Below are 26,104 nucleotides of genomic sequence, written 5' to 3' on the forward strand. Positions count from 1 at the left end.
CGATCACAGTCCCTGTTCGCTGAGCCACAGGTTCAGCGCTGCCAGTTGCCACAGCTTGGAGCCGCGCAATGGCGTGAGCTGGCCCTCGGGGTTGGTCAGCAGCTTGTCGACCATGGCAGGGTTGAACAGGCCGCGGTCCTGACTGGAGTCGGTCAGCAACTCGCGCACCCAGCTAAGCGTGTCGCCCTGCAAGTGTTTGAGGCCAGGCACCGGGAAGTAGCCTTTTTTGCGGTCGATCACTTCCGAAGGAATGACCATGCGCGCAGCTTCTTTCAGCACCTGTTTGCCACCGTCGGGCAACTTGAATTTGCCGGGGATGCGAGCCGACAGTTCGACCAGACGATAGTCAAGGAACGGCGTGCGCGCTTCCAGGCCCCAGGCCATGGTCATGTTGTCGACACGTTTGACCGGGTCATCGACCAGCATCACCGTGCTGTCCAGGCGCAAGGCCTTGTCGACGGCGGCGCTGGCGCCTGGCTGGGCAAAGTGATCGCGAACGAAATCACCGGCGGCGTCATTGGCAGTGCGCCACTTCGGCTGCACAGTCTCGGCGTATTCCGCGTAGCTGCGGTCGACGAATGCGTCGCGGTAGGCCGCCACCGGATCGCTCGCGCCGTCGACTTGCGGGTACCAGTGGTAACCGGCGAACAGTTCATCAGCGCCCTGGCCGCTCTGTACCACCTTGCAGTGTTTCGACACTTCACGCGACAGCAGATAGAAGGCGATGCAGTCGTGGCTGACCATCGGTTCGCTCATGGCGCGGAACGCCGCAGGCAACTGCTCGATGATCTCACGTTCCTGGATACGCAACTGGTGATGGCGCGTGCCGTAGTGCTTGGCGATCAGGTCGGAATACTGAAATTCGTCGCCACGCTCGCCGCCGGCATCCTGGAAACCGATAGAGAAGGTCGAAAGGTCCTCGACACCCACTTCGCGCAGCAGACCTACCAGCATGCTCGAGTCGACGCCGCCGGACAGCAGAACACCGACGTCCACGGCAGCACGCTGACGGATCGCTACCGCTTCACGCGTACTGTCCAGTACGCGGTCGCGCCAGTCTTCGAGGGTGAGATTTTTCTCGTCTTCGTGCGGGCCGTAGGGCAGGGTCCACCAGACTTTCTGTTCGACCTTGCCGCTGGCGTCGATACGCATCCAGCTGGCTGGCGGAAGTTTTTCGACGCCGGCCAGCAAGGTGCGCGGTGCAGGCACCACCGCGTGGAAGTTGAGGTAATGGTTGAGCGCCACCGGATCAAGCATCCCGCTGATGTCACCACCCTTGAGCAGGGCAGGCAGCGAGGACGCGAAGCGCAGGCGCTTGTCGGTTTTCGACAGATACAAAGGCTTGACGCCGAGGCGGTCACGGGCGATGAACAGATTCTTGCTGTCACGTTCCCAGATGGCAAAGGCGAACATGCCATTGAGCTTGGGCAGCATGTCTGCGCCCCAGGCGTGATAGCCCTTGAGCAACACTTCGGTGTCACCGCCGGAATGGAACTGATAGCCAAGGCTTTCCAACTCGGCACGCAATTCAGGGAAGTTGTAGATCGCGCCGTTGAAGGCCATGGACAGGCCCAGATTGCTGTCGATCATCGGCTGCGCCGAGCCATCCGACAGGTCCATGATTTTCAGGCGACGATGACCAAGGGCAACTGGCCCCTGACTATGAAACCCCCACGCATCCGGGCCGCGAGGCGCCAGCTCATGGGTAATGCGTTCAACAGCGGCCAGGTCCGCTGGTTGATGGTCGAAACGTAATTCACCTGCTAATCCGCACATAAGTCCTTACCGGGTTTCCGTTGGGGAGGTGACTGAGAAAGTGCAGTCACCCAGAAACTGACCGAGTGAGGGCATGGTAGTTTTAGATCAAAAAGTTATAAGAGTTTGTTTTCAGCTGGTTTGGCTGCATTGGCTGGCTCCCTCGTCGAGCCAGGCAAGCGCAGGCTAGTCTTCGCGAAATAAGTTGTGAAGGAATAAAAAAGATAACTCTGGGTGCCTTTTTTGTATTGTCTTAACATGCGCCCAGGGTTATATTTTTTTAAGTCGAATGACTGGAGATGGGGGTGCAGAGCAGGCAATTGATAAAGGAGCTTGAAGCAGATGGATGGATTCTGGATCGTGTTTCAGGCAGTCACCATATGTTCAAGCATCCTGAAAAACTTCAGACAGTCCCCGTGCCGCATCCCAAGAAAGACTTGCCATTCGGGACGGTGCGGGCCATCAAAAAGCTTGCCGGGCTGGTTTAGTCCAGTTTTGCCCTGATACCCTTTTGGAGAAAAAAATGAAATATCCAATGTGCATAGAATGGGGAAGCGAAACCACGGCGTTTGGTATCCAGATTCCCGATATCCCAGGTGCCGTAACCGCAGGCGATACGTTCGAGGAAGCCCACGCCGCGGCGGTGGAGATTGCTCATATCATGCTTCAGGAAATAGCAGCTGGTGGTGGAGCCATACCCAAGGCCGGCACTGTTGCCGAGCACGCCAGGAATACCGATTTCGCCGGAATGGGCTGGGGCATGATCGAGATTGACGTAACGCCTTATCTTGGTAAGACGGAGAAGGTCAACGTCACACTGCCTGGTTTCGTGATCAAGCAGATCGATCGCTATGTACGGGATCACAGCATCAAGAGTCGTTCCACCTTCCTGGCCGACGCGGCGCTGGAAAAACTGGGCCGGGCATGACGGCTAATCGGAGTGCTCAATACCCGGTCATCTCCAGATACCCCACGCCTTCCTGACTCCCGCTGAACCTCACCGGCCCCTCCCAGTAGGGAATACTCACGCCCATCCAGGCGGCCGGATTCAGCGCATCGGTGGTGATGTCCAGGTTTCGGTCCGGGACCCTGACTCTCCAGCGGGTGGGCACTTTATGCTCGCCGATCACGGTTTCCTTTAATGGCTCCAGGCTGATCTCGTTGGCGTGCAGCATCCGGGTAGTGCCGTCGGCGCTTATCCAGTTACCGGTCAGGTAGGGGGCACCGTTCTTGTGGCGGATGCGATAGAGCATCAGGCGATCGCCATCTGCAAGTTGCAGCGAAAACCAGTCCCAGCCGCTCTGGTTGGCGGTCAGTGGCTGGCTGCTCCATTCCCGGTCCAGCCAGGCGTGGCCGGTGACCTGATAGGACTTGCCTTGTATTTCCACGCTGCCTTTGGCGTCGAAGAAGGGCTGGCTGTAGTAGTACGACGCCTGGCCCGCCTCCGATTTCTGGCTGTAGCCCTGTTCACCCTGCAGCACCAGCGGTTTGCTGGATGTCAGGTTCAGGTCGTAGCGAAAGTCCTTGCCGCTGGCCTTCAGTTGCATGGCAGTCAGCGGATCACCGCTGCGGACATTGCTGGTAAAGGCCCAGTCATCAATCCACGCCGAGAACGGGGCCAGTGTCACGTCGGCCTGACCGATACCGCCGCGCGCATAACGCTCCGCCACATAATGGCCGCTGCTTGAAGTCGCCGCCGCATGGCCCAGCCAGATCGTGCCGTCATTCCAGCCGCTGCCGGTCTGTTGGCCGGGGCGCAGGGCATTGCGAAACAACGTCCACTGCACGCCGAACTGCTGGCCCGCGTCATCCTTGAGGGTGGCGGTGATGTACCACCACTCGATACGAAAGCCGGGGTGCTGGCCGTGGTCCTGCGGGAATGAAAAGACCTTGCCGGGTGTCACCTGCGCATAGCTGTCGGCCGTATTGCCCAGACCGGCGAAACCGCTTTCAGGCTGCGGTTTGTCGTCGCAGGCGGTGAGTAGCGCTGCGATGACCAGCGGCACCAGCCATTTACTGTTCATTGGCGAATGTCCTGATTAGATCCGCTGGACGACTACGGTACAGCCTCAGCAACGGCCAGGCCGAGGCCAGCAAAGTCGCCAGCATCGCCAGCGCCATCAATTGCAGTAGTTGCAGCGGGAACACCTGCAGCGGCAGGCGCCAGCCAAAGGCGCGAACGTTGATCACCGCATCCAGGCACCAGGCCAGCAGCAGCCCCAGTGGCAGCGCGAGCACCAGTGTCAGGACCGCCAGCAGCCAGGTCTGCCCCAGGTTGAGCAGCATCAGTTGCCGTCGCGTGACGCCCAGCGCCCACAACGGGGCGAGCTGCCCGAGGCGGCTCTGGCTCTGGGTCAGCAGGCTGATGAACAGCGCCACGCCAGCCACGCCCAGTGTCAGGCTGTTGAGTGCGGCAGTGGCGGCAAACGTACGTTCAAAGACCTGGCTCGACCAGCCCTTGAGCTGGCTTTGATCGATGATGTGATTGTCGTCCAGCTTGAAACGCGCTTGCAGCCGGGTGACCAGCGACGGGATTGTCGCCTGATCGACCCTCAGGTTGAAACGCACCGGCATCGATTGCGGCCAGTGGGCGAGCAGGTGCCGGGCATTGACCAGCAGATGGCCCTTGGGGTTGCCATAGTCGGCATAGATCCCGACGATGCGTGGGGTCCACTTGCCAGTGGGCACCGGGATATTCAGCGTATCTTCCAGCCCCAGTTGAAGGCGGCGGGCCAATTGTTCGCTGAGCATGACTGTGTCTTCATCGCGCAACAGATTCCACGGATCACCGGCGACGGATTCCAGCAACGCCCAGTGCTGGCGATAGGTGTCGTGATCGATCACGCCAAACAGGTCCGCTGGCCAGCCCTGGACTTGCACCGGCACTTGCCAGTTGGGCAGCACGGCGCGGATATCCTGTTGCTGGCTCAGCCAAGTGTTCAGCGGCTCGGCCTGCTCCGGATTCTGCGGGCTGACATACAGTTCGGCGGTCAGGCGTTGCTCCAGCCAACTGTTGAACGTCTGACGAAAACCCGACGTCATGCTGCCTGCGCCGATGTTCGCGGCCATCGCCAGCAACAGGGCCATCAGCGCCAGACTCAGGGCGGGCAACTGTTGACGGCAATCCGCCAGAAACCATTGCCCGAGCACCGAGCGACTGCGCTTCAACAGACCGCCAAGCATGGCGTCCAGTAAAACCGGCAGGGCCAGTGCGGCACTGAGCAGCAGGGCGGACATCATCACAAACCCCAGCATCAGACTGGTGCCGAACGACAGCGCGCTCACGCCAACCACAACGCCCAGCACCGCCACCCACGCCTGACGCCGCAACCAGCGTGCATGGGCTTGCTGCCATGCCTGTGCATCGGCCAGCGCCAGCAACGGCAGGCGCGCAGCCCGCAACAGGCTGTTGGCACCGGCCAGCAACGCGCCAAGCAGACTCAGGCCGATACCGCTCAGCCACCACCACAGACTGAGGTTCAACTGGCCGGCGACCTCCGCGCCGTACAAGCCGCGCAGGCTGGCCGCGACATCCGGCAATAACAGGCTGGCCAGCAAGTAGCCGCTGACCACGCCAAAAATACCGCCCAACAGGGCCAGCGCACCTAGCTCCACGCCCAGCGCAGCGATCAACAGGCGTGCGCTGACGCCACAGGCACGCAAGTTACGCAACAGCCCACGGCGCTGTTCGAGGGCCAGGCCAATGGCCGCGTGGACAATGAACAGGCCGACGATGAAGGACAGCACCCCGAGCGCATTCAGATTGAGGTGGAAGCTTTCGGTGAGACGCTCCAGATTGTTTTCTTCGCCGCTTTTCTTGATCACCAGCAGGTCATTCAGGGCTGCCGGCAGCGCAGGGTTCTGCCGGGCAAAATCCTTGGCCAGCAGCATTCCGGACAATTGCCCCGGCTGGCCCAGCAACGGTTGCGCAAAGCCTATGTCCGTCAGCAAAACGCCGGGCGCCATGTCGGGTTTGGCGTGCAAGGGGGGCAGCGGAACACCGGTTTCGGTCAACGGCTGCTGGCCTTCTTCGAGCCCCAGCGCTTGCAGGGTCTGCGGTGCAATCCAGGTCATGCCCGGCGGCGTGAGGAAGTCCACGACCTGTTCGGCGTTCAGCGTCTGCCCGGCCAGTGCCGAGCCGGTCGGCAAGGTCACCGGCTCGATACCCATCAGTTGCAGGCGACGGTCTTCGCGCCCTTGAAGCACGATACGGCCTTGCAGCATGGGCGATACGGGCCAGCCTTCGCGGCGCAACTCGATAAACAATGCCTGCGGGAACAGCCCGCCGCTGCTGGCGGCGATACGGGTCTGCGGCTCGCCGCCAATCAGCTGGCTGGCGCGCTGGTAGCTTTCCCGCGCCTGGCTATTGAGCGCCTGCACACCGGTAAGCAGCGCGGTGGCCAGCCACAAGCCGGTCAGCACACTGAAAAACTGCACCGGATGACGGCGCCAATGGCTCAGCAGGGCGCGCAGCGTCCAATAGAAAACCCGCATCAGCGTTCGCCTTCGTCAGCCAGACGCCCCATATGCAGTACCACTTTACGCGACAGGCGCTGCGCGACACGCGGGCTGTGGGTGACCATCAGCAGGCTGGTGGGGCTGTCGGCGAGAATATCCAGCAGCAGTTGCAGCACCTCGTCGCTGGTGGCTTCGTCGAGATTGCCGGTGGGTTCGTCAGCCAGCAGCAGGCCGGGTCGAGAGGCGAGCGCGCGGCCTATTGCCACTCGTTGCTGCTGTCCGCCGGAGAGCTGTTCGGGATAGCGATCCAGCAGTGCGGCCAGACCCAGGCGCTCGATCAAATGCGCCTGCCAGGCTGCATCTACGCGCCCGGCCAGTCGTGCCTGAAACGCCAGGTTGTCGGCTATCTTCAGGCTGCCGATCAGGTTGAACTGCTGAAACACCAGACCGATCTCGGTACGCCGCCAGTTGGCCAGTTGGCTTTCGTTCATCAGGTCCAGACGCTGGCCTGCAACCTCGATGCTGCCATCGTCGACCTGATCCAGGCCCGCCACCAAATGCAGCAAGGTGCTCTTGCCACTGCCGGACTCACCCATCAACGCCAGGCTTTCGCCCTGTGCCAGATGCAGATCGACACCACGCAAGACATCCAGCGGTCCCTGTGCCGTGGTGTAGCGCTTGAATACGTTTCGCACTTGCAGCATGAGCGGCTCTATATGCTTGACTGAGTTCAAAGAGTAGCGCCTGAGCGCAAGCGCGTCGCGACCAGATATCAGCTATCGTGCGACGCTCCGCGTCGTCATGCCGTTCAGGACGCTCTGCGTCCTCTTTGCTACGCAGAGCGTCGCGACCAGCATTCCCGAACGACAATCATAAAGCTACTTCCCGCCGCCGCGAATCAACCCGCGCAGGGCAAAGCGGTTGGGGTGACAGGCCTCGGCCACGCTGCGTGGCAAAGGCAGTGGTTCGTTGTCGAGCCAGGCGGCGATCAGTTCGCCACACAGCGGCGCGGTGATCAGCCCGCGCGAACCGTGGCCGCTGTTGACGTACAGGCCGTCCAGCCACGGGCAGGCGATGTCCGGCACCTGACGTGCGTCCTTGCCCAGCGCGGCATAGGTCTGCATGAACGCCTTGCGGTCGGCCAGTGGGCCGACGATGGGCAGGTAATCCGGGCTGGTGCAGCGAAACGCCGCGCGCCCCTGCAATTGCTCGTGCGCCAAATCGGCGGCCCCAAGGCGCGTAGTGAGGTCTTCCGAGATCTCCCGCAACAGCCCCAGATTGTCCAGATGATCGGCCAGGTTCGGCGTCAGATCGGTGCTGTTGAAATCGAAACTGGCCCCGAGCGTATGTTCGCCCAGACGCGCCGGAGCCACATAACCCTCGGCGCACACCACGCTGCGCAATGCCGTGCTGGCCTGAGTCTGCGGCAAACGGGTGATCTGCCCGCGGATGCGTTTGAGCGGTAAGTCGGCGCTCTGCGAAAACTGCTGGATATCAGCTGCCCCGGCCAGCACCACGACCGGAGCACTGTCGATCAACTGTTCGTCACTCCAGACCTGCCACTGATCATCGACGCGTCTCAGCTCCAATGCCTGCTGATGAGCGATCAGACGGATATTGGCGTGCGCGGCCTGTGCGTGACACAGCGCAGGCGGATGAACCCAGCCGCCTTCGGGGTAAAACAGCCCGCCACTGTTCAGCGCAACGCCGCTCTGCGCTTCGGCTGCAGGCTGATCCAGCAGGTGCAGGAGTGATTCGGGGAAGGCATCGGCCAGCTGTTTCTGACGCAGCGCTTCCTTGTCATCGAAGGTCAGTTGCAGCACCCCGCAAGCGTCCCAGTCGACTCCGCGCTGCAAGCGTTCAAGCAGCCTTCGCGTATGACCGAAACCACTGAGGATCAACTGTGACAGCGCTGTGCCATGCGCCGACAGTTTCAGGTACAGCACGCCCTGCGGGTTGCCGGATGCTTCCTGTGCCGGTGCGGCGTGGCGCTCCAGCAGGCTGACCTGCCAACCGCGTTGCGCCAGACTCTGCGCGGTGGCGCAGCCGGCCAGCCCCGCGCCAATCACCAGCGCTTTGCGCTCGCCGCCAATCGGCGCGGGGCGAGCGAACCAGGGCTTGGCGGCAGGCGGGTGCGCCACGTCCTCTGGCCAGGCGATAAAAGTGCCGCGCAGCACTTCCCATTTATGGCCGATGCCCGGCACGCGCTTCATCTTGAAACCTGCCGCATTCAGCGAGCGGCGCACCCAGCCGGTGCTGGTGAAGGTGCCAATCGTTGTGCTCGATGTGGACAGGCGCGCCAGTTCGGCAAACAGCTCGGGGGTCCACATTTCCGGGTTTTTCGCTGGCGCAAAACCGTCGAGAAACCAGGCGTCGATCTGCCCGTCCAGTTGCGGCAGCATCTGCAGCGCATCGCCAATCAGCAGCGTCAGGGTTAAACGGCCGCCAGCGAACACCAGACGCTGAAAGCCTTCATGCACAGCCACATATTGATCGAGCAATTGACCCGCGAACGGCGACAGCTCTGGCCACAACGCCAGGGCACGCTGCAGGTCGGCGCGGCTCAGCGGGTATTTCTCGACGCTGACGAACTGTAGGCGCGCATTGGCGGGCGCGCACTCGTCGAACAACTGCCAGGCACAGAGGAAATTCAGCCCGGTGCCGAAGCCGGTTTCACCTATGATCAGCCTGCCGTCGTCCGGCAATTCGGTGAAGCGTCGGCGCAGGTCGTTCTGCACCAGAAACACATGGCGCGTTTCGTCCAGACCGGACTCGGTGGAAAAGTATACGTCGGAAAAATCGCGGGAACGCGGGTTGCCGTGTTCGTCCCAGTCGATCTGGGCGTGGCGGGTAATGGTCATGTCGGGCTCGGCAGAGGCAGTGGCGGCATTTTAGCCGTCTGCGCAGAGAAAAGTGCTATCAAGGACGTGCGGATTGACCGATGCCTGCAATCAATGGTCACAATCCCCATCAGGCGTTCTCTGAGCCAACATCAATCAGGAGCTGTGCATGTTTGAATCCGCTGAAATCGGTCATGCCATTGACGATGAGACGTACGAGGCAGCGTTGCCGCAACTGCGCGAAGCGTTGCTGGAAGCGCAGATAGACCTGCACGAGCAGGCCGGTCGACAGATCATCGTATTGATCAACGGCATAGAGGGCGCAGGCAAGGGCGAGACCGTCAAACTGCTCAGCGAATGGATGGACCCGCGCCTGATCGAGGTGCGCACCTTCGATCAGCAGACCGACGAAGAACTCGCTCACCCGCCCGTCTGGCGTTACTGGCGGCAATTGCCGGCCAAGGGCCGCATGGGTATTTTCTTCGGTAACTGGTACAGCCAGATGCTCCAGGACCGGGTTCACGGTCGCTTCAAGGACGCGGTACTCGATCAGGCCATCAGCGGTGCCGAGCGATTGGAAAAGATGCTCTGCGATGAAGGCGCGCTGATCTTCAAGTTCTGGTTTCACCTGTCCAAAAAACAGATGAAGCTGCGCCTCAAGACCCTCAAGGATGATCCGCTGCACAGCTGGCGCATCAGCCCGCTGGACTGGCAGCAGTCCAAGACCTACGACAAGTTCGTGCGCTTCGGCGAACGGGTCCTGCGTCGCACCAGCCGCGAATACGCCCCTTGGCATGTGATCGAGGGTGTGGACGCCAACTACCGTAGCCTGACCGTCGGCCGCCTGTTGCTGGAAGGCATGCAGGCCGCGCTGAACAAGGCCGAGCCCGAGACCGCTGCGCTGACGGTCGGGCCGCTCGCGATTCACAGTAACGAGCTGACGCTGCTCGACAGCCTCGACCTGAGCCTGAACCTGAGCAAGGACGACTATCAGCAGCAGTTGATTGCCGAGCAGGCGCGGCTGTCCGGCAACATGCGCGACAAGCGCATGAAAAGCCACGCGCTGCTGGCAGTGTTCGAAGGCAACGATGCGGCAGGCAAGGGCGGTGCGATCCGTCGCGTTGCGGCGGCACTGGACCCGCGCCAATACGCCATCGTACCGATCGCCGCGCCGACCCAGGACGAGCGCGCGCAACCGTATCTGTGGCGTTTCTGGCGGCAGATACCGGCGCGCGGCAAATTCACTATTTTTGACCGTTCATGGTACGGCCGTGTGCTGGTCGAGCGCGTCGAGGGCTTTTGCAGCGAGTCGGACTGGAAGCGCGCCTACTCGGAAATCAATGACTTCGAAGAGCAGCTCACCGACGCAGGCGTTGTGGTGGTCAAGTTCTGGTTGGCCATCGATCAGCAGACCCAGCTGGAACGCTTCAAGGAGCGCGAAAAGATCCCTTTCAAGCGCTACAAGATCACCGAGGACGACTGGCGCAACCGCAAGAAATGGCCTGACTACCGCCAGGCAGTCGGCGACATGGTGGATCGCACCAGCACCGAAATCGCGCCGTGGACATTGATTGAGGCCAACGACAAGCGCTGGGCCAGGGTCAAGGTGTTACGCACCCTCAACGAAGCGCTGGAAGCGGCCTTCGACAAGGACAAGAAGAAGTGATGGTCTGAGTGTTGCGGTGGCGTCGGCGTTGCTCGGCGCTACCTCTTGCAACTGCCCGGTGCTCGCGTCTTCTGCCTGAGAATATAGATCGTCACCAGCACTGCGCTGGTCAGCATGAAGACTCGTGCCCAGGGTGATGGAACCAGGTAGCAGGACAGGCTGATGCTGAGCCACATCAGGCCGATGGCGTACACCTTGCCCTTGAGCGGGATGCCGTTGCCTTCGAGGTAATCACGAATCCACGGACCGAGCTGCGGGTGGTTGACCAGCCAGTCGTAGAAGCGCGGAGAGCTGCGCGCGAAGCAGGCAGCGGCCAGCAGCAGAAAGGGCGTGGTGGGCAGCACCGGCAGGAAAATACCGACGACGCCCAGTACCACGCTCAGCCAGCCTACCGCTACAAGCAGATAGCGCACCGCTCTGTGCCGGCTGGTGCGCGGTGAGCCTTGCGCCATAGGCGCCGACTCAGTGATGGCGGGGCTTGAGGATCGCCGGCTTTTCGTCGGGTGCCTGGCAGAGCAGGTACAGGGCGGTCAGCGCTTCGGGGATCTGCACGATCATGTCGTCCATCAGGTTGGCGTCCTGGGCGATGTCGGCGAACTCCGGCTGTTCGTCGAACAGGCCCGAACCGACCATGATCGGCAGGAGCATTTCGCTGACTTCTTCTTCAGCACTTTCGAACCAGGCGTTTTCACGCAGGAAAACGCCTTCCATGAAGCCGATGCACCAGCCGCGCAGATCGGAATCATCCGGGTCGTCGCCCAGGTCCAGATCGCACGGCAGCTCGAACTCTTCGTCCGAGGCCAATTGGCGGGCAATGTGAGCCTTGAGGGCAATCAGCGTCGCTTCGACTTCTGTTTGTTGCGCTTCGCTGGAGTACTGCGGCGGCTCGGAGAACAGTGCGTCGATCCACTCGCGCTCCGGCACCTCTTCAGCGCAGATGGACAAGGCGGTCAGGTAGCCATGCGCGGCCACGTAGTCCAGTGCTTCTTCGTGCAGTTCATCTGCATCGAGGAAGACTTGCAGGCGGGTTAATTGCTCAGCGAAGGACATGGAAGCGCTACCTTGAAAATAAACGATGCTGGATTCTAGGCCCTGAGCGTCCGTGGCGCCAGCGCGCAGGCCAATTGCAGTTAATTTCGACCGCTCATGTCCCAGTCATCCATTGCTCCCGAGCGCTCGGGTATACTCCTCCGTTTTGCAGTGCAGCAGGATATTCCGGGGTTTTTATGCTTGAGCAGGCACAACGCGTACTTAAAGACATCTTCGGTTACGACAGCTTTCGTGGTCGCCAGGGTGCCATTATTGAGCGTGTAGCCAGCGGTGGTGATGCGCTGGTGCTGATGCCCACCGGTGGCGGCAAGTCCCTGTGTTTTCAGGTGCCGGGGCTGTTGCGTGACGGGCTGTGCGTGGTTGTGTCGCCACTCATCGCGCTGATGGACGACCAGGTTGCGACGCTGGATGAACTGGGCGTGTCGGCCGCTGCACTCAACTCGACCCTCAGCGCCGAGCAGCAGCGTGACCTGGCCAATCGCATTCGTCTGGGCGAAGTCAAAATGCTGTACCTCGCCCCGGAGCGTCTGGTCCAGCCACGCATGCTGTCATTCCTGCAAAACCTCAAGATCGCCCTGTTTGCCATCGACGAAGCGCACTGCGTGTCGCAATGGGGCCATGACTTCCGCCCTGAGTACCTGCAACTGGGGCAACTGGCCGAGCTGTTTCCGGATGTACCGCGCATCGCGCTGACCGCCACCGCCGACAAGCGCACCCGGGAGGAAATCGTCACGCGTCTGCACCTGCAGAACGCCGAGCGCTTTCTGTCCAGCTTCGACCGGCCCAACATCTTCTATCGCATCGTGCCCAAGGAACAGCCGCGCAAACAGCTGCTGGCTTTCCTTTCCGAGCGCCGCAGCGATGCCGGTATCGTCTATTGCCTGTCGCGCAAGAAAGTCGATGAGGTCGCCGTCTTCCTCAGTGAAAACGGCTACCCTGCGTTGCCTTATCACGCCGGTCTGCCGTCCGAAACCCGGGCGGCCAACCAGAAGCGCTTCCTTAACGAGGAAGGGCTGATCATGGTCGCCACCATCGCGTTCGGCATGGGCATCGACAAGCCCAACGTGCGCTTCGTGGCGCACATGGACCTGCCCAAATCGCTTGAGGCTTATTACCAGGAAACCGGCCGGGCAGGGCGTGACGGTCTGCCCGCCGATGCCTGGATGGCCTACGGTCTGCAAGACGTGCTGATGCTCAAGCAGATGCTGCAGAACTCCGAAGGCGACGAGCGCCACAAGCGATTGGAGCAGCACAAGCTCGATGCCATGCTGGCCCTGTGCGAAGAAACCCGTTGCCGTCGGCAGACCCTGCTGGCCTATTTCGACGAAGACATGCCCAACCCGTGCGGCCATTGCGACAACTGCGTCGATGGCGTGCAGACCTGGGATGCCACCGAACCTGCGCGTCAGGCGCTGTCGGCCATCTACCGAACCGGCCAGCGCTATGGCGTCGGTCATCTGGTCGACGTGCTGCTCGGCAAGTCCAACGACAAGGTAGAGAGCTTCGGCCATCAGCACCTGTCGGTATTCGGGGTGGGCAAGGCGCGCACCGAGGCCGAGTGGCGCTCGCTGTTCCGCCAGCTGGTTGCGCGTGGTCTGGCGGACATCGACCTTGAAGGCTATGGCGGCCTGCGCCTCAGCGAGACGTGCCGCCCTCTGCTGCGTGGCGAAGTTTCTCTGGAACTGCGCAAGGACCTCAAACCACAAACCACGTCGCGAAGCAGCTCCGGCAGCCCGGCCAGTCAACTGGTGCGTGGCGAAGAGCGCGAGCAGTGGGAAGCCCTGCGTGCCTTGCGCCGCAAGCTGGCTGAAGAGCACGGCGTCCCGCCTTACGTTATTTTCCCGGACTCGACCCTGCTGGAAATGCTGCGCAGCAAGCCCGGATCAATGGCCGAGATGGCCAAGGTCAGCGGCGTCGGCGCGCGCAAGCTGGAGCGTTATGGCGAAGCCTTTCTTGAAGTGCTCAGTGGCAAGGCCGAGGCTCCACGCGTGGTCGCCGATGTGCGTCACGAACTGATCAGCCTGGCGCGCGCGGGCATGACCCCGACGCAGATCGCCGGTCAGTTGCAGTGCTCGGAAAAGAATGTCTACACCCTGCTGGCCGAGGCCATCGGCAAGCAGCAGTTATCCATCGAGCAGGCGCTGGACTTGCCGGAGGACCTGCTGGGTGAGGTGCAGGACGCTTTTCTCGATGGCGAAGGAGAACTACCGCCGGTGTCGGCGATTGCCGAGCAGTTCGCCGGGCGGGTGCCTGAGGGCGTGCTGTATTGCGTGCGTGCAGCGCTGCAATCGGAGTTTGAGGTATAACAGCGTGCGGCGGAGCGTCACCGTCCCGTGCTTGCTTGAACATAAGGACCATGCTTAGCTCGCTAATAATTAGTTTGAATCACGAGTTTCCTTATGCCAATGACTGATGAACATCGTTTCGGGATGCAACTCGGACACCTCACGCGAGGCTGGCGTGCCGAGCTGGATCGCAGGCTGGCCGATCTTGGCCTGTCTCAGGCTCGCTGGCTGGTCCTGCTGCACCTCGCGCGCTTCACCGAACCGCCCACCCAGCGCGAGCTGGCGCAGAGCGTGGGCGTAGAAGGCCCCACCCTGGCGCGGTTGCTCGACAGTCTTGAAAAACAGGGCCTGGTTCAGCGTCAGGCGGTGCTCGAGGATCGACGTGCGAAGAAGATCCTGCTCAGTGACACGGCATTGCCCCTGATCGAAAAAATTGAAAACATCGCCAATGTCTTGCGCATCGAGCTGTTCGAGGGTGTGAGCGAAGAGGATTTGCGCGTCAGCATGCGCGTGCATTCGCAGATTCTCGCCAATCTGGAAAGATCCTGAGACGAAGCTGCGCATTCTCAACCATAATCGTTCAACGGATACTGACGTCCATCTGATTACGTGAGAAGCCTGCCGTGGTTTCCATAAGGGTTCGCATGCTGAAGAGTTCACTGGCTGCTGTCGAAGGTGCAGGTCGCAGGGCGCGCATGGCGTTGGGCAAGGGCGTGCTGGCGGTCTCGTTGCTGACCTGCTCTACGCTGGCGTCTGCGTTGGGCCTGGGTGAAATCACCTTGCACTCGGCGCTCAACCAGCCATTGAATGCCGAGATCCAGTTGCTGGAAACCGGCGGTCTGAGCAATGAAGACGTGATCGCCCGGCTTGCATCGCCTGAAGCGTTCGCCAAGGCGGGTATAGAACGTGTGTTCTTTCTCAATGACCTGCGCTTCACGCCGGTACTGCGCGGTGACCGCGGCGTGATCCGGGTGGTTTCCAGCAAGCCGGTTACCGAACCCTACTTGAGTTTTCTCGTCCAGTTGGCGCGGCCGAATGGCGATTTGCTGCACGAGTATACGGTGTTGCTTGATCCTGCCACTTCGGCACAAGGTCTGGCCGCCACGCGCAGTCGCAACCAGCAGCGCTCGGCCACCTCCGCTTCGGAAAGCCGCATGCCGATCGCGCCACCGGCGGCCGTGCAGGGCAAACACTATACGGTCGCCAGTGGCGACACGCTCAATGGTATCGCCAGCCGCTTGCAGGGGCCGGGCAATAAGGTGTCGGCAAGCCAGCTGGCGGACGGTATTCGTTCGCTCAACCCACAGGTATTTGCCGCAGGCGCCGGTTCTGCGCTTAAAGTCGGTCAGGACCTGTTGCTGCCGGACGCAGCCGTATTGCCAACCGCCGCAGCGCCTGCCGCAAGCGCTGCTGCGCCGTCGCCAAAACCTGCTGAATTGCAGCGTACCGCCGAGCAGTTGTCAGCTGCGGCCATCGAAAACCAGCAATTGGCTCAGTCGCTGGAGGCGCTCAAGGCTCAGACTCAGGAACTGCAAGAGCAGATGAGCGGCAAGGACAAACAGATCATCGCCTTGCGCAGCGATCTGGCCGCCGCGCAATCCGCTGCCACGCCATCTGCACCTGCAACAGCCACGCCTGCACCTGCAACACCTGCGGCTGCGCCGGCCACTCCTGCTCAGCCTGTTGCTGCATCGGGTGACGACTCATTCCTGAGCCTGCCGATACTGCTCGCTGCCGTATTGATCGTGCTTCTGCTGGTGGCGTTTGCTTATTCGAAACGACGTCAGCAGCGCAAGGACTCAGCAGCGCCCGCCGTTACCCCGGACGACCCATTGATCAAGCCCGCGCAGGCCGCCATGCTTCCTGTGTTCGAAGTTCCTGCGGTGGCGCCGCAACCCGTGGTGCAGACCCCGTCACCGGCACCGGCCAAACCGTCGCCAGCGCAACGCTCGCCAGGCTCTGCTCCGGATGCGCTGGATGGCGTGAGCATTTACATCGCCTACGGACGCTTCACCGAGGCGATGGGCATTCTGCGCAGCGCCCTGGAAACCCAGCCCGAGCGTGATGACATTCGCATCCGCCTGCTGGAGTTGCTGGCGGAGCAGGGCGATGGCAGCGGTTTCGTTCGCGAAGAACAGGCCGCGCTGGAGCATGGTGTCGACCCGCAGACCATTCAGGATATTCGTGATCGCTTCCCACAGCTCAAGGCTGCCGAGGTCGCTCCCGTGGCGGCGGTCGTCCCGGCTGTCACAGTGGCGGCCAGCACATTGTCGTTCGACAAATCCGAACCCGAGCCTGCGCTCTACCTGCAGCCCGAGCCTGAGCCAAAACCCGCCGCGCAGCTGGATGAAAGCGCTGCTGCGGCGCTGAATCCACAGCATACCGACGAGTTTCAGTTGAACCTGGATGACCTGTCGATGGACGCCGACTGGGATCTGGTCGACCCGTTCGACAGCCCGCCGCCGCGTGCCAAGCCTGCCGCTGCGCCAGCGCCCGCTGAAGTCGACCCCGGTTTTTCATCGGACCTGACCCAGCTGCCGGAAGTCTTCGAACTCTCGGACGAACAGTTCCTCAGTGATTTTTCCGAGCCCGAAATCGTGGAGCCTGTCGAGGTCATTGCGCCTTCTGCCGCCGACGGCCTGAGCGACGATTTCCTCGACAGCTTCATGAACGATGACGCCGATTTCGACCTGCTGGATCTGGAAGAACCGCTCCTCAGCCAGATCAATCAGGCGCAGGTGCTGATTGAGGACGGCGATCTCGAATCGGCCCGTGAAATCCTCCAGCAAGTCATTGACGAGTCCGACGAAGAGCATCAGCGCATGGCGCGCGAGCTGCTGGCCAGCATTACCTGAGCGACGCTGTCGAGGCGCGACCGGTCTGGCGTTTAGCGAAAGATCGGTCGGATCCCCCGACATTTCGGATAGGCCACACAACCCCAGAATTCTCCGGCGTTCTTGCCGGTGCGGGCCACCTTGATCACCATGGTTTTCCGGCAATGCGGACACGCAGGCGCCGCCGGCTTTGCCGTGGGTGTTGGCGGCGCAGGTGTGCGGGGCTGTTTGCCGGGTTTGGCACGGCGGGTTTTGACAGGCACTTGCGGTTCAGGCGGGAGCGCTTCAGGCGCAGCGGGCTCCGGGTGCTGTCGCTGCGGCGTGCCTCCTGCAACCCGGCTCAATAACCCGCGCAGTGTCTTGATCAGTGCGTTCAGCGCAGAGGCTGCGTTGCGTGCCATTGGAGTGCCTTGGGTCGGGTCGCGATCAGGGCAGCATGGTGCAGGCATCCTCGTCGTGGCGCAAACACTTGATTTCGCCATCATGCCTGACGTTCCTTGAACAGCGTATTCCCGCTAGCTGTTAAATCCCTGAGTCGTGTGGGCGATAACAGTGCATCATGACGATCGGTTGTCACTTTGAAAGGCAGTGCTACACCTTCAACAGCTGCCCGGAGTATCAGCATCATCACGGAGCGATTATCAATGCGCGTCAACATGCCTATCACGCAGACTGAACGGACTTTCCCTGCCTCTGAACGCCTCATTTCCACCACCGACCTCAACAGCCACATTACTTATTGCAACGACGCCTTCGTCACGCTGAGCGGCTTCACTCGCGAAGAGCTGGTCGGGCAGCCGCATAACCTCGTGCGCCACCCGGACATGCCAGCCTCGGTGTTTGCGCATATGTGGGAAACCATCAAGCAGGGCAAGCCGTGGATGGGTGTGGTCAAGAACCGCTCCAAGCAGGGCGATTACTACTGGGTCAGCGCTTATGTGACGGCGGTGTACGAAAACGGCCGGATCATCGGGTACGAGTCGGTGCGCTCGCTGCCGACCCGCGATCAGGTGCGGCGCGCCGAAGCGCTGTATGCGCGCTTGCGGGCGGGCAAGTCGGCAGTTTCCGCCAGCAGCTCAGCGACCTATCACCTGATTCGTCAGTTACCGATGATCCTCTGCGCGCTTGCGCTGGCTGTGGGTGTCTACCTGCTCGACGATTTGCCGTCGATCATCATGATCCCGATTGTGATGGTTGTGCTGGGCGTTTTTCTTGAAGTGCGCCAGCGCAGCAGCATCCGCAAAACCCTTGAAGAACACCCCAAGGCCTTCACCAGTGCACTGATTGCGCTGACCTACAGCGACAATCGCGGCCCGCAGGCGCAGCTCGACCTGGCCATGCTCAGCGAAGAGGCGCGCCTGCAAACGGCCCTGACGCGTCTGGCGGATACCGGGGAAAGCGTGCGCCAGCATGCCGGGCGGTCAGCGCAATTGTCCCTGCGCCAGGCCGAGTCGCTGGATCAGCAGCGCAGTGAGGCCGATCAGTCAGCCACGGCCATCAACCAGATGGCGGCGACCATTCAGGAAGTCACCCACAACGTGCAGAACACTGCCCATGCTGCCGAAGAAGCCGACAAGCTGGCACAGCAAGGGCGTGGTCTGGCCGATGAAAGCCTGTTGGCGATTCGACACATGGCCACCTCGGTGACCGACATTGGCAACGCTGTGGGGGAACTGGCTGACGCGACCCAATCGATCGGCAGTGTGGTCGATGTGATCACCTCGATCGCTCAGCAAACCAATTTACTGGCGCTCAACGCGGCCATCGAAGCGGCGCGTGCCGGTGAACAGGGACGTGGTTTTGCAGTGGTAGCTGATGAGGTGCGCTCACTGGCGTCTCGCACGCAGTCGTCGACCGAGCAGATCCAGCAAATCATCACCTCGCTGCGCGATGGCGCCGATCGAGCGGTACAGACCGCCAGCAAGGGCGAGCAGATCTCTCAGGAGAGTGTCGCCAGTGTTGAAGCCGTGCAGAAGGCGCTGGATGGCATCAGCCAGTCGGTGACCCGCATTACCGGCATGAGCCAGCAGATGGCGTCGGCGTCTGAAGAACAGAGCCACGTTGCGGAAACCATCAGCCAGCAAATCACCCGCATCGCGCAACTCTGCGACGAAAGCGCCAGCCAGGCGCAGCAAGGCTCGCAGATCAGCAGCGAGCTGGAAGAAATGGCGCATTACCTGCACAGCCTGGCCGAGCGGTTCAGTCGCTAAGCATGCGCAGAGGACGCAGAGCGTCCGGAACGGCATTACCACGCGGAGCGTGGTAACGATGATCTGCGTTGGATTTGGCCATGTACGCTGATCGCAGACCCCGGAATCTTGCGCTGTTCCGCACTCTCTGGATTGGACACAGAGCGTCCTGAGCGGCATTACCACGCGCAGCCTGGTAACGAGAGTCGGGGGTATTGCGGCTGCGTGCGTTTACGCAAAACCCAACCCCACCACCTATCGTGCCCATCGCTCCGCGTGGGCATGCAGTTCATGACGCTCCGCGTCATCTGTTTGCCGTAACGCAGACTCCATTTGGGTGATTATCAATTATTGTCGGACAATTATTGGTATATCCGAATAAATAAGGCGCTTAACTGAAGTTGTTGAAGATATGGGCTGGAAAACTAGAAAAAGTGGAGAGCGTGCAATTAAATTGCCACTAATCAATTCAATTACCTCCATATCAAAAAAAACTCAATACATTCAAACGGATATCACTGAATTATATATCCAGTAATGCATTATCCTTATGTACTTAAACTTGTATCAGAATTGAAATAAATCTGTTGCCAAGTGCATAACTGCAGACTATGTTCTGGAATCGCTCAATCAAGAGCCAACCAGTATCAGGTGTGCAGGGATGCAAAAGTCGAAGTGCGTGGGTGTTGTCCGTTATTCGTTCAAGCCTGTAGCAACAGGCGCGCTTTGTGCGCTGTCTTTTACGTTTGGCTGCTCGGCTTATGCTGACTATGTCGAACAGGGCAAGCCGGGTGACGCGGCCAGTTGGCGGTCGGCAGAATTCCAGAGCGATTGGGGGCTGGGCCGTATCCAGGCTGATCAGGCTTACGCCGCTGGCATCACCGGGGCCGGCGTCAAGATCGGTGCGCTGGACTCGGGTTTCGACCCGTCCCACCCGGAAGCCACGCCATCCCGCTACCACGCAGTCACCGCTACCGGTACTTACGTTGACGGCTCGCCGTTCAGCATCACCGGTGCCATCAACCCGAACAACGACACCCACGGCACGCACGTCACCGGCACCATGGGCGCGGCGCGCGATGGCGTCGGCATGCACGGCGTGGCGTATAACGCTCAGATCTACGTCGGCAACACCAACCAGAATGACAGCTTCCTGTTCGGCCCCAACCCCGACCCGCAGTATTTCAAGGCGGTGTACGGCGCCTTGGCGGATGCCGGCGTGCGCGCCATCAACAACAGCTGGGGCAGCCAGCCGGCCGACGTGACCTACGCCACCGAAGCAGGTGTGCGCGCTGCCTACGCACAACACTACAACCGCGGCACCTGGCTGGACGAAGCGGCGAATGTCTCGCGCAAGGGTGTGATCAACGTGTTCAGCGCCGGCAACAGCGGTTACGCCAATGCCAGCGTGCGGGCGTCGCTGCCGTTTTTCGAGCCGGACCTCGAAGGCCACTGGCTGGCCGTGTCGGGCCTCGACAGCAGCAACGGTCAACGCTACAACCAGTGCGGCCTGTCCAAATACTGGTGCATCACCATGCCCGGTCGGCTGGTCAACAGCACCGTGCCGGGCGGTGGCTACGGCATTAAATCCGGCACCTCCATGTCCGCGCCGCATGCCACTGGCGCGCTGGCGCTGGTGATGGAGCGCTTCCCGTACATGAACAACGAGCAGGCGCTGCAAGTGCTGTTGACCACCGCCACCCAGCTCGACGGTTCGATCACCCAGGCACCGACCAACAGCGTCGGCTGGGGTGTGGCAAACCTGGAGCGGGCGATGCGCGGTCCCGGCCAATTGCTCGGCACCTTCGATGCCAATCTGGGCGCAGGTTTGACTGATGTGTGGAGCAACGATATTTCCGATCAGGCGCTGATCCAGCGTCAGGCCGAGGACAGCGCCGAGCAGGCCACCTGGCAGCAAACCCTGATCAGCAAAGGCTGGCAGAACGGCGTTGCCAGCACCGCCAGCCAGCAGGATCAGGCCGATTACGCCACCGGCACCGCTCGCGCCGCTGCTGCTGCGCAACGCCAGTATCAGGGCAGCCTGATCAAATCCGGCGCAGGCCGCCTGATTCTCGACGGCGCCAACACCTATCGCGGTGACACGCTGGTCAATGGCGGCGTGCTGTCGGTCAATGGGTCGCTGGTGTCAGCCGTGCAGGTCAACGCCGGCGGCACACTGGGCGGCAATGGCCAGATCGGCGGGCTGACAGCGCGCAACGGCGGTATCGTCGCGCCGGGCAATTCCATCGGTACATTGCAGGTCAATGGTGATGTGACCCTCGAGCCGGGTTCGACCTACGCCGTGGAGCTTTCACCGACCGCCAGTGACCGCATCGTCGCCACTGGCAGCGCTATCGTGTCAGGCGCGAACATGACGCTGGCTCTGGAGAATACAACGCCAGTGGCCTTGAGTTCTGCACCGATCCAAAGCGTGGTAGGTCGCCAGTACAGCGTGCTGCAAGCCGCCAACGGTATCAACGGCCAGTTTGGCAGCGTCTCTTCCAACTACGCCTTCCTCGGTGGCCGACTCGACTACGCAGCCACCGGCGTGGCACTGAACGTTGAGCAAACCGCCGCTTTCAACAGCGTGGCGCGAACTCCTAATCAGGCTGCCGTGGCGACTGCCGCCGAACAACTCGGCGCCGGTAACGCGGTGTACGAAAACCTGCTGCTTACCCAGAGCGCCGCCTCCGCACGCGACAGCTTCCAGCAATTGTCCGGCGAAATTTACCCGGCCATCGGCAGCATGCTGATCAACGACAGCCGCCAGGTCCGCGATGCGGTGGGTGAGCGCCTGGGCGCCAGCGTGTTTGGCACCGATGGCAACACTGCCGCACAAGATAACGTCTGGCTCAAAGCCCTGGGCGCATGGGGCAAGACCGACTCGCGCGACGACACCGCCGGTTACACCTCCTCGATTGGCGGGCTGCTCGCCGGTGTCGATGGCAACCTTGCCGATGACACCCGTCTGGGCGCCGTCGCAGGCTACAGCGACAGCTCGTTGAACATGGGCTCCGGCACGCATTCCCGGGCTTCGGTGGACAGCTACCATCTGGGCGCTTACCTCGGCCATGAAATCGGCGCACTGCGCCTGACCCTCGGCGCCGCACACAGCTGGCATCGCATCGATGCGCAACGCGACGTGCAGGTCGGCGGCGCAGCGGGCAAGGAGAAAACCAAACACGACGCACAGAGCACGCAAGTGTTCACCGAGGCGGCGTATCGCATCCACTTGCAACCCGCGACCCTTGAGCCGTTCGCCAATCTGGCGTACGTCCACCTCAACACCGACAGTTTCACCGAGAAGGGCGATGCGGCGGCGCTGTCTGCCGGTAGCGACAACCGTGATGCGGTACTCAGTACCCTGGGCCTGCGTGCCCTGAAGAGCATCGCGATCAGCGACCGCCAGAAGGTCGACCTGTCCGGCAGCCTCGGCTGGCAGCACAACCTGAGCAACACCAACTCCGAACAGCATCTGGCGTTTGCCTCCGGTGGCAGCAGCTTCGCTATCGAAAGCTCGCCACTGGTGCGTGACGCTGCGCTGGTGGGTGCTCATGCCAGCCTGGCGTTGAGCAAAGAGGCGAGGATCAGCCTCGATTACAGCGGTCAACTGGCCAGTCGTGAGAAAAGTCACGGTGTGGGCCTGAGTCTGAACTGGCAGTTCTAAGCAGTACGCAACCCTAAAACCAAAAGAACGACGCGCATGCAAATGCATGCGCGCGGAGATTCGTGCGCGTTAACTAAGGACGGTAGCTTGATGAAAGATGTATTCAACACCCGACACACCTCTGTCAAACCCCTGGGCCACGCCATTCGGGCGATCAATCGCGCCTCCTGCGGCGCGCTCGCCTGCTACCTGGCGACACTGGGCGTGGCGCATGCCGCACCGTATGTGGAAGCAGGGCAGGCGGGCAATGCGGCCAGCTGGCGCAGTGCCGAATTCAATGCCGACTGGGGCCTGGGCGCGATCAATGCTGATCAGGCCTACGCTGCAGGCTACTCGGGCAAGGACATCAAACTGGGCATCTTCGACCAGCCGGTCTATGCCCCGCATCCGGAATTCGACAGCCCCAACAAGGTGGTCAATCTGGTCACCAGCGGCATCCGCGAATACACCGACCCGTATATCCCGGTGAAGGCGGGCGACGCTTTCCGCTACGACGGCGCACCGAGCCTGGACTCCGGCGGCAAACTCGGTAACCACGGCACCCACGTCGGCGGCATCGCCGGTGGCAATCGCGATGGTGGTCCGATGCACGGCGTGGCCTACAACGCGCAAATCATCAGCGCCGACAACGGCGACCCAGGCCCGGAAGACGGCATCGTGCTGGGCAACGACGGCGCTGTGTATCAGGCCGGCTGGAACGCGCTGGTCAACAGCGGCGCGCGGGTCATCAACAACAGCTGGGGCATCGGCATTACCGACCGTTTCAGCAAGGGCGGTCGCGATCCGGCGTTCCCGCACTTCACCGTGCAGGACGCACAGGTGCAGTTCGACCAGATCCGCCAGATCCTCGGCACGCGTCCGGGTGGCGCGTATCAGGGGGCCATCGACGCGGCACGCAGCGGCGTGGTGACCATCTTCGCCGCAGGCAACGACTACAACCTCAACAACCCCGACGCAATGGCCGGGCTCGGCTATTTCGTACCGGAGATCGCCCCCAACTGGCTGACCGTCGCCGCCCTGCAACAAAACCCGGATGCCGCAGCGGCCGCCACCACGCCCTACACGCTGAGCACCTTCTCGTCGCGCTGCGGCTACACCGCCAGCTTCTGCGTCTCGGCGCCAGGCACGCGCATCTACAGCTCGGTGCTCAACGGCACCAGCCTTGCAGACCTGACCGTCGGCTGGGCCAACAAGAACGGCACCTCAATGGCCGCGCCACACGTGGCAGGCAGCATGGCTGTGCTGATGGAGCGCTTCCCGTACATGACCGGCGCGCAGGTTGCCGACGTGCTGAAGACCACCGCCACCGACCTTGGCGCACCGGGCGTCGACGCGCTATACGGCTGGGGCATGATCAACCTCGGCAAGGCTATCAACGGCCCGAGCATGTTCGTGACCGAGGCAGATATTCCTGCCGAATTCCGTATCGACGGCGCCTACGGCGATAGCCAGTTCGTGGCTGACCTGCCTGGCGTCGGTGCGATCGTCGATGCCGGCAAACCGACGCAGCGCACCTGCACCGGGCCGCAATGCGGGCTGGACGTGTGGAGCAACAACATCTCCGGCCACGGCGGCCTGACCAAACAAGGCATCGGCACCCTGGTGTTGAGCGGGGCCAACAGCTACAGCGGCCCAACGCTGGTCAATCAAGGACGCCTGGCCATCAACGGCTCGCTGACCTCTGCCGTCACCGTCAACAACGGCGGCATTCTGGGTGGCAACGGTAGCGTCGCGTCGCTGACCGCCAACCGTGGCGGCACAATTGCACCGGGCAACTCTATCGGCACCCTGCAGGTGGCGGGCAACCTCAACCTGGCACCGGGCTCGACCTACGCGGTTGAATTCTCGCCCACTGCCAGCGACCGCATCGTGGTCGGCGGCACCGCGACCGTAAGCGGCGCCAACATGGCCCTGTCCCTGGAAAACGACAACGCAGCACTGCTCAGCAGCAACCAGACCCGCAGCGTTCTGGGTCAGCAGTTCAACGTACTGCAAGCGGCTGGCGGCATTCAGGGTCAGTTCGGTTCGGTGACGGATAACTACGCATTCCTCGACGGCAACCTGAATTACACCGGCACTGGCGTAACCCTGGCCTTGGAGCGCAATGGCGACAGCTTCGCCAGCGCGGCGCAAACGTCCAACCAACGCAGCGTGGCCCAAGCCATTGAGCAACTGAGTGCAGGCAACTCGGTCTACGAGAGCATCATCCTCAGCCAGGACGCCGCCAGCGCACGCCGCGCATTCACCCAACTGTCCGGCGAAGTGCACCCGGCCATCGCCACGCAATTGATCAACGACAGCCGCCAACTGCGCGACGCCGTGGGTGATCGCCTGCGCGTGGAAGGCTTGTACGACCAGCCAGCACCGGGCACTGAAGACAACTCGGTGTGGGTCAAAGCGCTGGGTGCCTGGGGCAAAAACAGCGGCAGCAGTGACAGCGCCAGCTCGACCTCATCGCTGGGTGGCCTGCTGGCAGGCGTCGACGGCCTGATCAGCGAACACACCCGTTTGGGCGCGATGGCAGGTTACAGCGACACCTCGCTGAGCCTGGGCGACGACACCCACTCGCGGGCCTCGGCAGACAGCTACCACCTGGGCGCCTACATCGGCCACGAACAGGGCGCACTGCGCCTCACCGCAGGCGCGTCGCACAGCTGGCACCGCATCGACGTGAAACGCGATCTGCAATTCGGCGCGTTTTCCGACCGTCAGAAGGTCAAGCGTGACGCCCAGTCGAGCCAGGTCTTCACCGAAGCCGCCTACCGCCTGAACCTGCAACCGCTGGCACTGGAGCCATTCGCCAACCTGGCCTACGTACACTTCGACAGCGACAGCTTCACCGAAAAAGGCGGCGCTACAGCCCTCAAAGGCAGCGATGACACCCGCGACACCGTGCTCTCGACCCTGGGCATGCGCGCCGGTAACCGCTTCAACCTCAACGACACACAAAAACTCGACGTCTCCGCCACCCTCGGCTGGCAGCACAACCTGAGCGACACCTCGTCCGAACAACACCTGGCCTTCGCCAGCGCCGGCAACAGCTTCAACGTGCAAAGCGTCTCCATGGACCGCGACGCCGCCGTAGTCGGTGCCCGCGCCAGCCTGGCCTTGGGCAGGGACGCACGCATCAACCTGGACTACAACGGCTTGCTAGGTGCACGCGATAAAACCCACGGCGTGGGTCTGTCGCTGGATTGGCAGTTCTGATGTGGGATGCCTGCGGGGGGGCAGTAGCCCCGCAGGCACTCGGTAATACCTATCGTGCCAATGCTCCGCGTTGGCACGCATTTCGTGACACTCCGCGTCATATCCAACCATCACGCGAATGCTGGATCACTCATAAGTTCAGGCTTCTGCCCG

Annotated in this window: 17 protein-coding genes; 9 read left to right on the forward strand and 8 right to left on the reverse strand. The window is 61.8% G+C overall.

Annotated features, from left to right (window positions below):
- Positions 1-3: 3 nt before the first annotated feature.
- Positions 4-1,776, reverse strand: coding sequence for an N-acetylglutaminylglutamine amidotransferase (locus BT119_RS20660; RefSeq protein WP_024661722.1), 1,773 nt, complete (start codon positions 1,774-1,776; stop codon positions 4-6).
- A gap of 284 nt (positions 1,777-2,060) precedes the next feature.
- Between BT119_RS20660 and BT119_RS20665 the strand changes: the two genes are divergently transcribed.
- A complete protein-coding gene (locus BT119_RS20665) occupies positions 2,061-2,243 on the forward strand; it encodes a type II toxin-antitoxin system HicA family toxin (RefSeq protein WP_003434313.1) in 183 nt (60 codons plus the stop codon).
- 35 nt (positions 2,244-2,278) lie between these two features.
- Positions 2,279-2,683 (forward strand): type II toxin-antitoxin system HicB family antitoxin, encoded by a 405-nt coding sequence (locus BT119_RS20670; protein ID WP_072366854.1) that lies wholly within the window; start codon positions 2,279-2,281, stop codon positions 2,681-2,683.
- Positions 2,684-2,699: 16 nt separating this feature from the next.
- On the opposite strand, the gene BT119_RS20675 is transcribed toward BT119_RS20670, so the two are convergent.
- From BT119_RS20675 to mnmC, 4 genes are all read right to left on the reverse strand, one after another.
- The gene (locus tag BT119_RS20675; RefSeq protein WP_072366855.1) at positions 2,700-3,779 is read right to left on the reverse strand and encodes a lipocalin-like domain-containing protein; all 1,080 of its coding nucleotides are present in this window, start codon (positions 3,777-3,779) and stop codon (positions 2,700-2,702) included.
- Entirely contained in the window at positions 3,769-6,249 is a 2,481-nt protein-coding gene (locus BT119_RS20680) for an ABC transporter permease (RefSeq protein WP_024661725.1), read from the reverse strand. The genes BT119_RS20675 and BT119_RS20680 overlap by 11 nt, the downstream gene beginning before the upstream one ends.
- Positions 6,249-6,917: an ABC transporter ATP-binding protein gene (locus tag BT119_RS20685; RefSeq protein ID WP_003434317.1), complete on the reverse strand. Its 669-nt coding sequence runs from the start codon at positions 6,915-6,917 to the stop codon at positions 6,249-6,251. The genes BT119_RS20680 and BT119_RS20685 overlap by 1 nt, the downstream gene beginning before the upstream one ends.
- 174 nt (positions 6,918-7,091) lie before the next feature.
- Complete coding sequence (mnmC, locus tag BT119_RS20690; RefSeq protein WP_072366856.1) at positions 7,092-9,074, reverse strand: bifunctional tRNA (5-methylaminomethyl-2-thiouridine)(34)-methyltransferase MnmC2/FAD-dependent 5-carboxymethylaminomethyl-2-thiouridine(34) oxidoreductase MnmC1; 1,983 nt, start codon at positions 9,072-9,074, stop codon at positions 7,092-7,094.
- 148 nt (positions 9,075-9,222) lie between these two features.
- On the opposite strand from mnmC, the gene pap reads away from it, so the two are divergent.
- Positions 9,223-10,719, forward strand: coding sequence for a polyphosphate:AMP phosphotransferase (pap, locus tag BT119_RS20695; protein WP_003434319.1), 1,497 nt, complete (start codon positions 9,223-9,225; stop codon positions 10,717-10,719).
- A 38-nt stretch (positions 10,720-10,757) separates the two neighbouring features.
- Here the strand turns inward: pap and BT119_RS20700 are convergent, their stop codons facing one another.
- Together BT119_RS20700 and BT119_RS20705 are read right to left on the reverse strand one after the other, a co-directional pair.
- Positions 10,758-11,171 (reverse strand): YbaN family protein, encoded by a 414-nt coding sequence (locus tag BT119_RS20700; RefSeq protein ID WP_003434320.1) that lies wholly within the window; start codon positions 11,169-11,171, stop codon positions 10,758-10,760.
- A 10-nt stretch (positions 11,172-11,181) separates the two neighbouring features.
- Complete coding sequence (locus tag BT119_RS20705) at positions 11,182-11,769, reverse strand: UPF0149 family protein (RefSeq protein WP_003314545.1); 588 nt, start codon at positions 11,767-11,769, stop codon at positions 11,182-11,184.
- Between the two features lie 176 nt (positions 11,770-11,945).
- On the opposite strand from BT119_RS20705, the gene recQ reads away from it, so the two are divergent.
- The 3 genes from recQ to BT119_RS20720 all read left to right on the forward strand — a co-directional run bounded on the left by recQ (position 11,946) and on the right by BT119_RS20720 (position 16,909).
- Complete coding sequence (recQ, locus tag BT119_RS20710) at positions 11,946-14,075, forward strand: DNA helicase RecQ (RefSeq protein WP_003363290.1); 2,130 nt, start codon at positions 11,946-11,948, stop codon at positions 14,073-14,075.
- 93 nt (positions 14,076-14,168) lie between these two features.
- The gene (locus tag BT119_RS20715; RefSeq protein ID WP_003363288.1) at positions 14,169-14,603 is read left to right on the forward strand and encodes a MarR family transcriptional regulator; all 435 of its coding nucleotides are present in this window, start codon (positions 14,169-14,171) and stop codon (positions 14,601-14,603) included.
- 95 nt (positions 14,604-14,698) lie between these two features.
- Positions 14,699-16,909: a motility hub landmark protein FimV gene (locus BT119_RS20720; RefSeq protein ID WP_072366857.1), complete on the forward strand. Its 2,211-nt coding sequence runs from the start codon at positions 14,699-14,701 to the stop codon at positions 16,907-16,909.
- Positions 16,910-16,941: 32 nt separating this feature from the next.
- On the opposite strand, the gene BT119_RS20725 is transcribed toward BT119_RS20720, so the two are convergent.
- Positions 16,942-17,289, reverse strand: coding sequence for a topoisomerase DNA-binding C4 zinc finger domain-containing protein (locus BT119_RS20725; protein ID WP_003434325.1), 348 nt, complete (start codon positions 17,287-17,289; stop codon positions 16,942-16,944).
- A 255-nt stretch (positions 17,290-17,544) separates the two neighbouring features.
- Between BT119_RS20725 and BT119_RS20730 the strand changes: the two genes are divergently transcribed.
- The 3 genes from BT119_RS20730 to BT119_RS20740 all read left to right on the forward strand — a co-directional run bounded on the left by BT119_RS20730 (position 17,545) and on the right by BT119_RS20740 (position 25,951).
- Complete coding sequence (locus tag BT119_RS20730) at positions 17,545-19,098, forward strand: methyl-accepting chemotaxis protein (RefSeq protein WP_371124878.1); 1,554 nt, start codon at positions 17,545-17,547, stop codon at positions 19,096-19,098.
- A gap of 640 nt (positions 19,099-19,738) precedes the next feature.
- Entirely contained in the window at positions 19,739-22,744 is a 3,006-nt protein-coding gene (locus BT119_RS20735; RefSeq protein WP_072366858.1) for an autotransporter serine peptidase EprS, read from the forward strand.
- Positions 22,745-22,834: 90 nt separating this feature from the next.
- Positions 22,835-25,951: an autotransporter serine protease gene (locus BT119_RS20740; RefSeq protein WP_072366859.1), complete on the forward strand. Its 3,117-nt coding sequence runs from the start codon at positions 22,835-22,837 to the stop codon at positions 25,949-25,951.
- Positions 25,952-26,104 lie beyond the last annotated feature (153 nt).

It is taken from the genome of Pseudomonas sp. NFACC10-1 (genome assembly GCF_900119195.1).
GTDB classification, from domain to species: domain Bacteria; phylum Pseudomonadota; class Gammaproteobacteria; order Pseudomonadales; family Pseudomonadaceae; genus Aquipseudomonas; species Aquipseudomonas cerasi.

What these genes read in the sequence shown, in the direction of transcription:
- BT119_RS20660 (WP_024661722.1), bottom strand. Translation starts at nt 1,776, where the DNA reads ATGTGCGGATTAGCAGGTGAATTACGTTTCGACCATCAACCAGCGGAC.
- BT119_RS20670 (WP_072366854.1), top strand. Translation starts at nt 2,279, where the DNA reads ATGAAATATCCAATGTGCATAGAATGGGGAAGCGAAACCACGGCGTTT.
- BT119_RS20675 (WP_072366855.1), bottom strand. Translation starts at nt 3,779, where the DNA reads ATGAACAGTAAATGGCTGGTGCCGCTGGTCATCGCAGCGCTACTCACC.
- BT119_RS20680 (WP_024661725.1), bottom strand. Translation starts at nt 6,249, where the DNA reads ATGCGGGTTTTCTATTGGACGCTGCGCGCCCTGCTGAGCCATTGGCGC.
- BT119_RS20685 (WP_003434317.1), bottom strand. Translation starts at nt 6,917, where the DNA reads ATGCTGCAAGTGCGAAACGTATTCAAGCGCTACACCACGGCACAGGGA.
- mnmC (WP_072366856.1), bottom strand. Translation starts at nt 9,074, where the DNA reads ATGACCATTACCCGCCACGCCCAGATCGACTGGGACGAACACGGCAAC.
- pap (WP_003434319.1), top strand. Translation starts at nt 9,223, where the DNA reads ATGTTTGAATCCGCTGAAATCGGTCATGCCATTGACGATGAGACGTAC.
- BT119_RS20700 (WP_003434320.1), bottom strand. Translation starts at nt 11,171, where the DNA reads ATGGCGCAAGGCTCACCGCGCACCAGCCGGCACAGAGCGGTGCGCTAT.
- BT119_RS20705 (WP_003314545.1), bottom strand. Translation starts at nt 11,769, where the DNA reads ATGTCCTTCGCTGAGCAATTAACCCGCCTGCAAGTCTTCCTCGATGCA.
- recQ (WP_003363290.1), top strand. Translation starts at nt 11,946, where the DNA reads ATGCTTGAGCAGGCACAACGCGTACTTAAAGACATCTTCGGTTACGAC.
- BT119_RS20715 (WP_003363288.1), top strand. Translation starts at nt 14,169, where the DNA reads ATGCCAATGACTGATGAACATCGTTTCGGGATGCAACTCGGACACCTC.
- BT119_RS20720 (WP_072366857.1), top strand. Translation starts at nt 14,699, where the DNA reads ATGCTGAAGAGTTCACTGGCTGCTGTCGAAGGTGCAGGTCGCAGGGCG.
- BT119_RS20725 (WP_003434325.1), bottom strand. Translation starts at nt 17,289, where the DNA reads ATGGCACGCAACGCAGCCTCTGCGCTGAACGCACTGATCAAGACACTG.
- BT119_RS20730 (WP_371124878.1), top strand. Translation starts at nt 17,545, where the DNA reads ATGCCTATCACGCAGACTGAACGGACTTTCCCTGCCTCTGAACGCCTC.
- BT119_RS20735 (WP_072366858.1), top strand. Translation starts at nt 19,739, where the DNA reads ATGCAAAAGTCGAAGTGCGTGGGTGTTGTCCGTTATTCGTTCAAGCCT.
- BT119_RS20740 (WP_072366859.1), top strand. Translation starts at nt 22,835, where the DNA reads ATGAAAGATGTATTCAACACCCGACACACCTCTGTCAAACCCCTGGGC.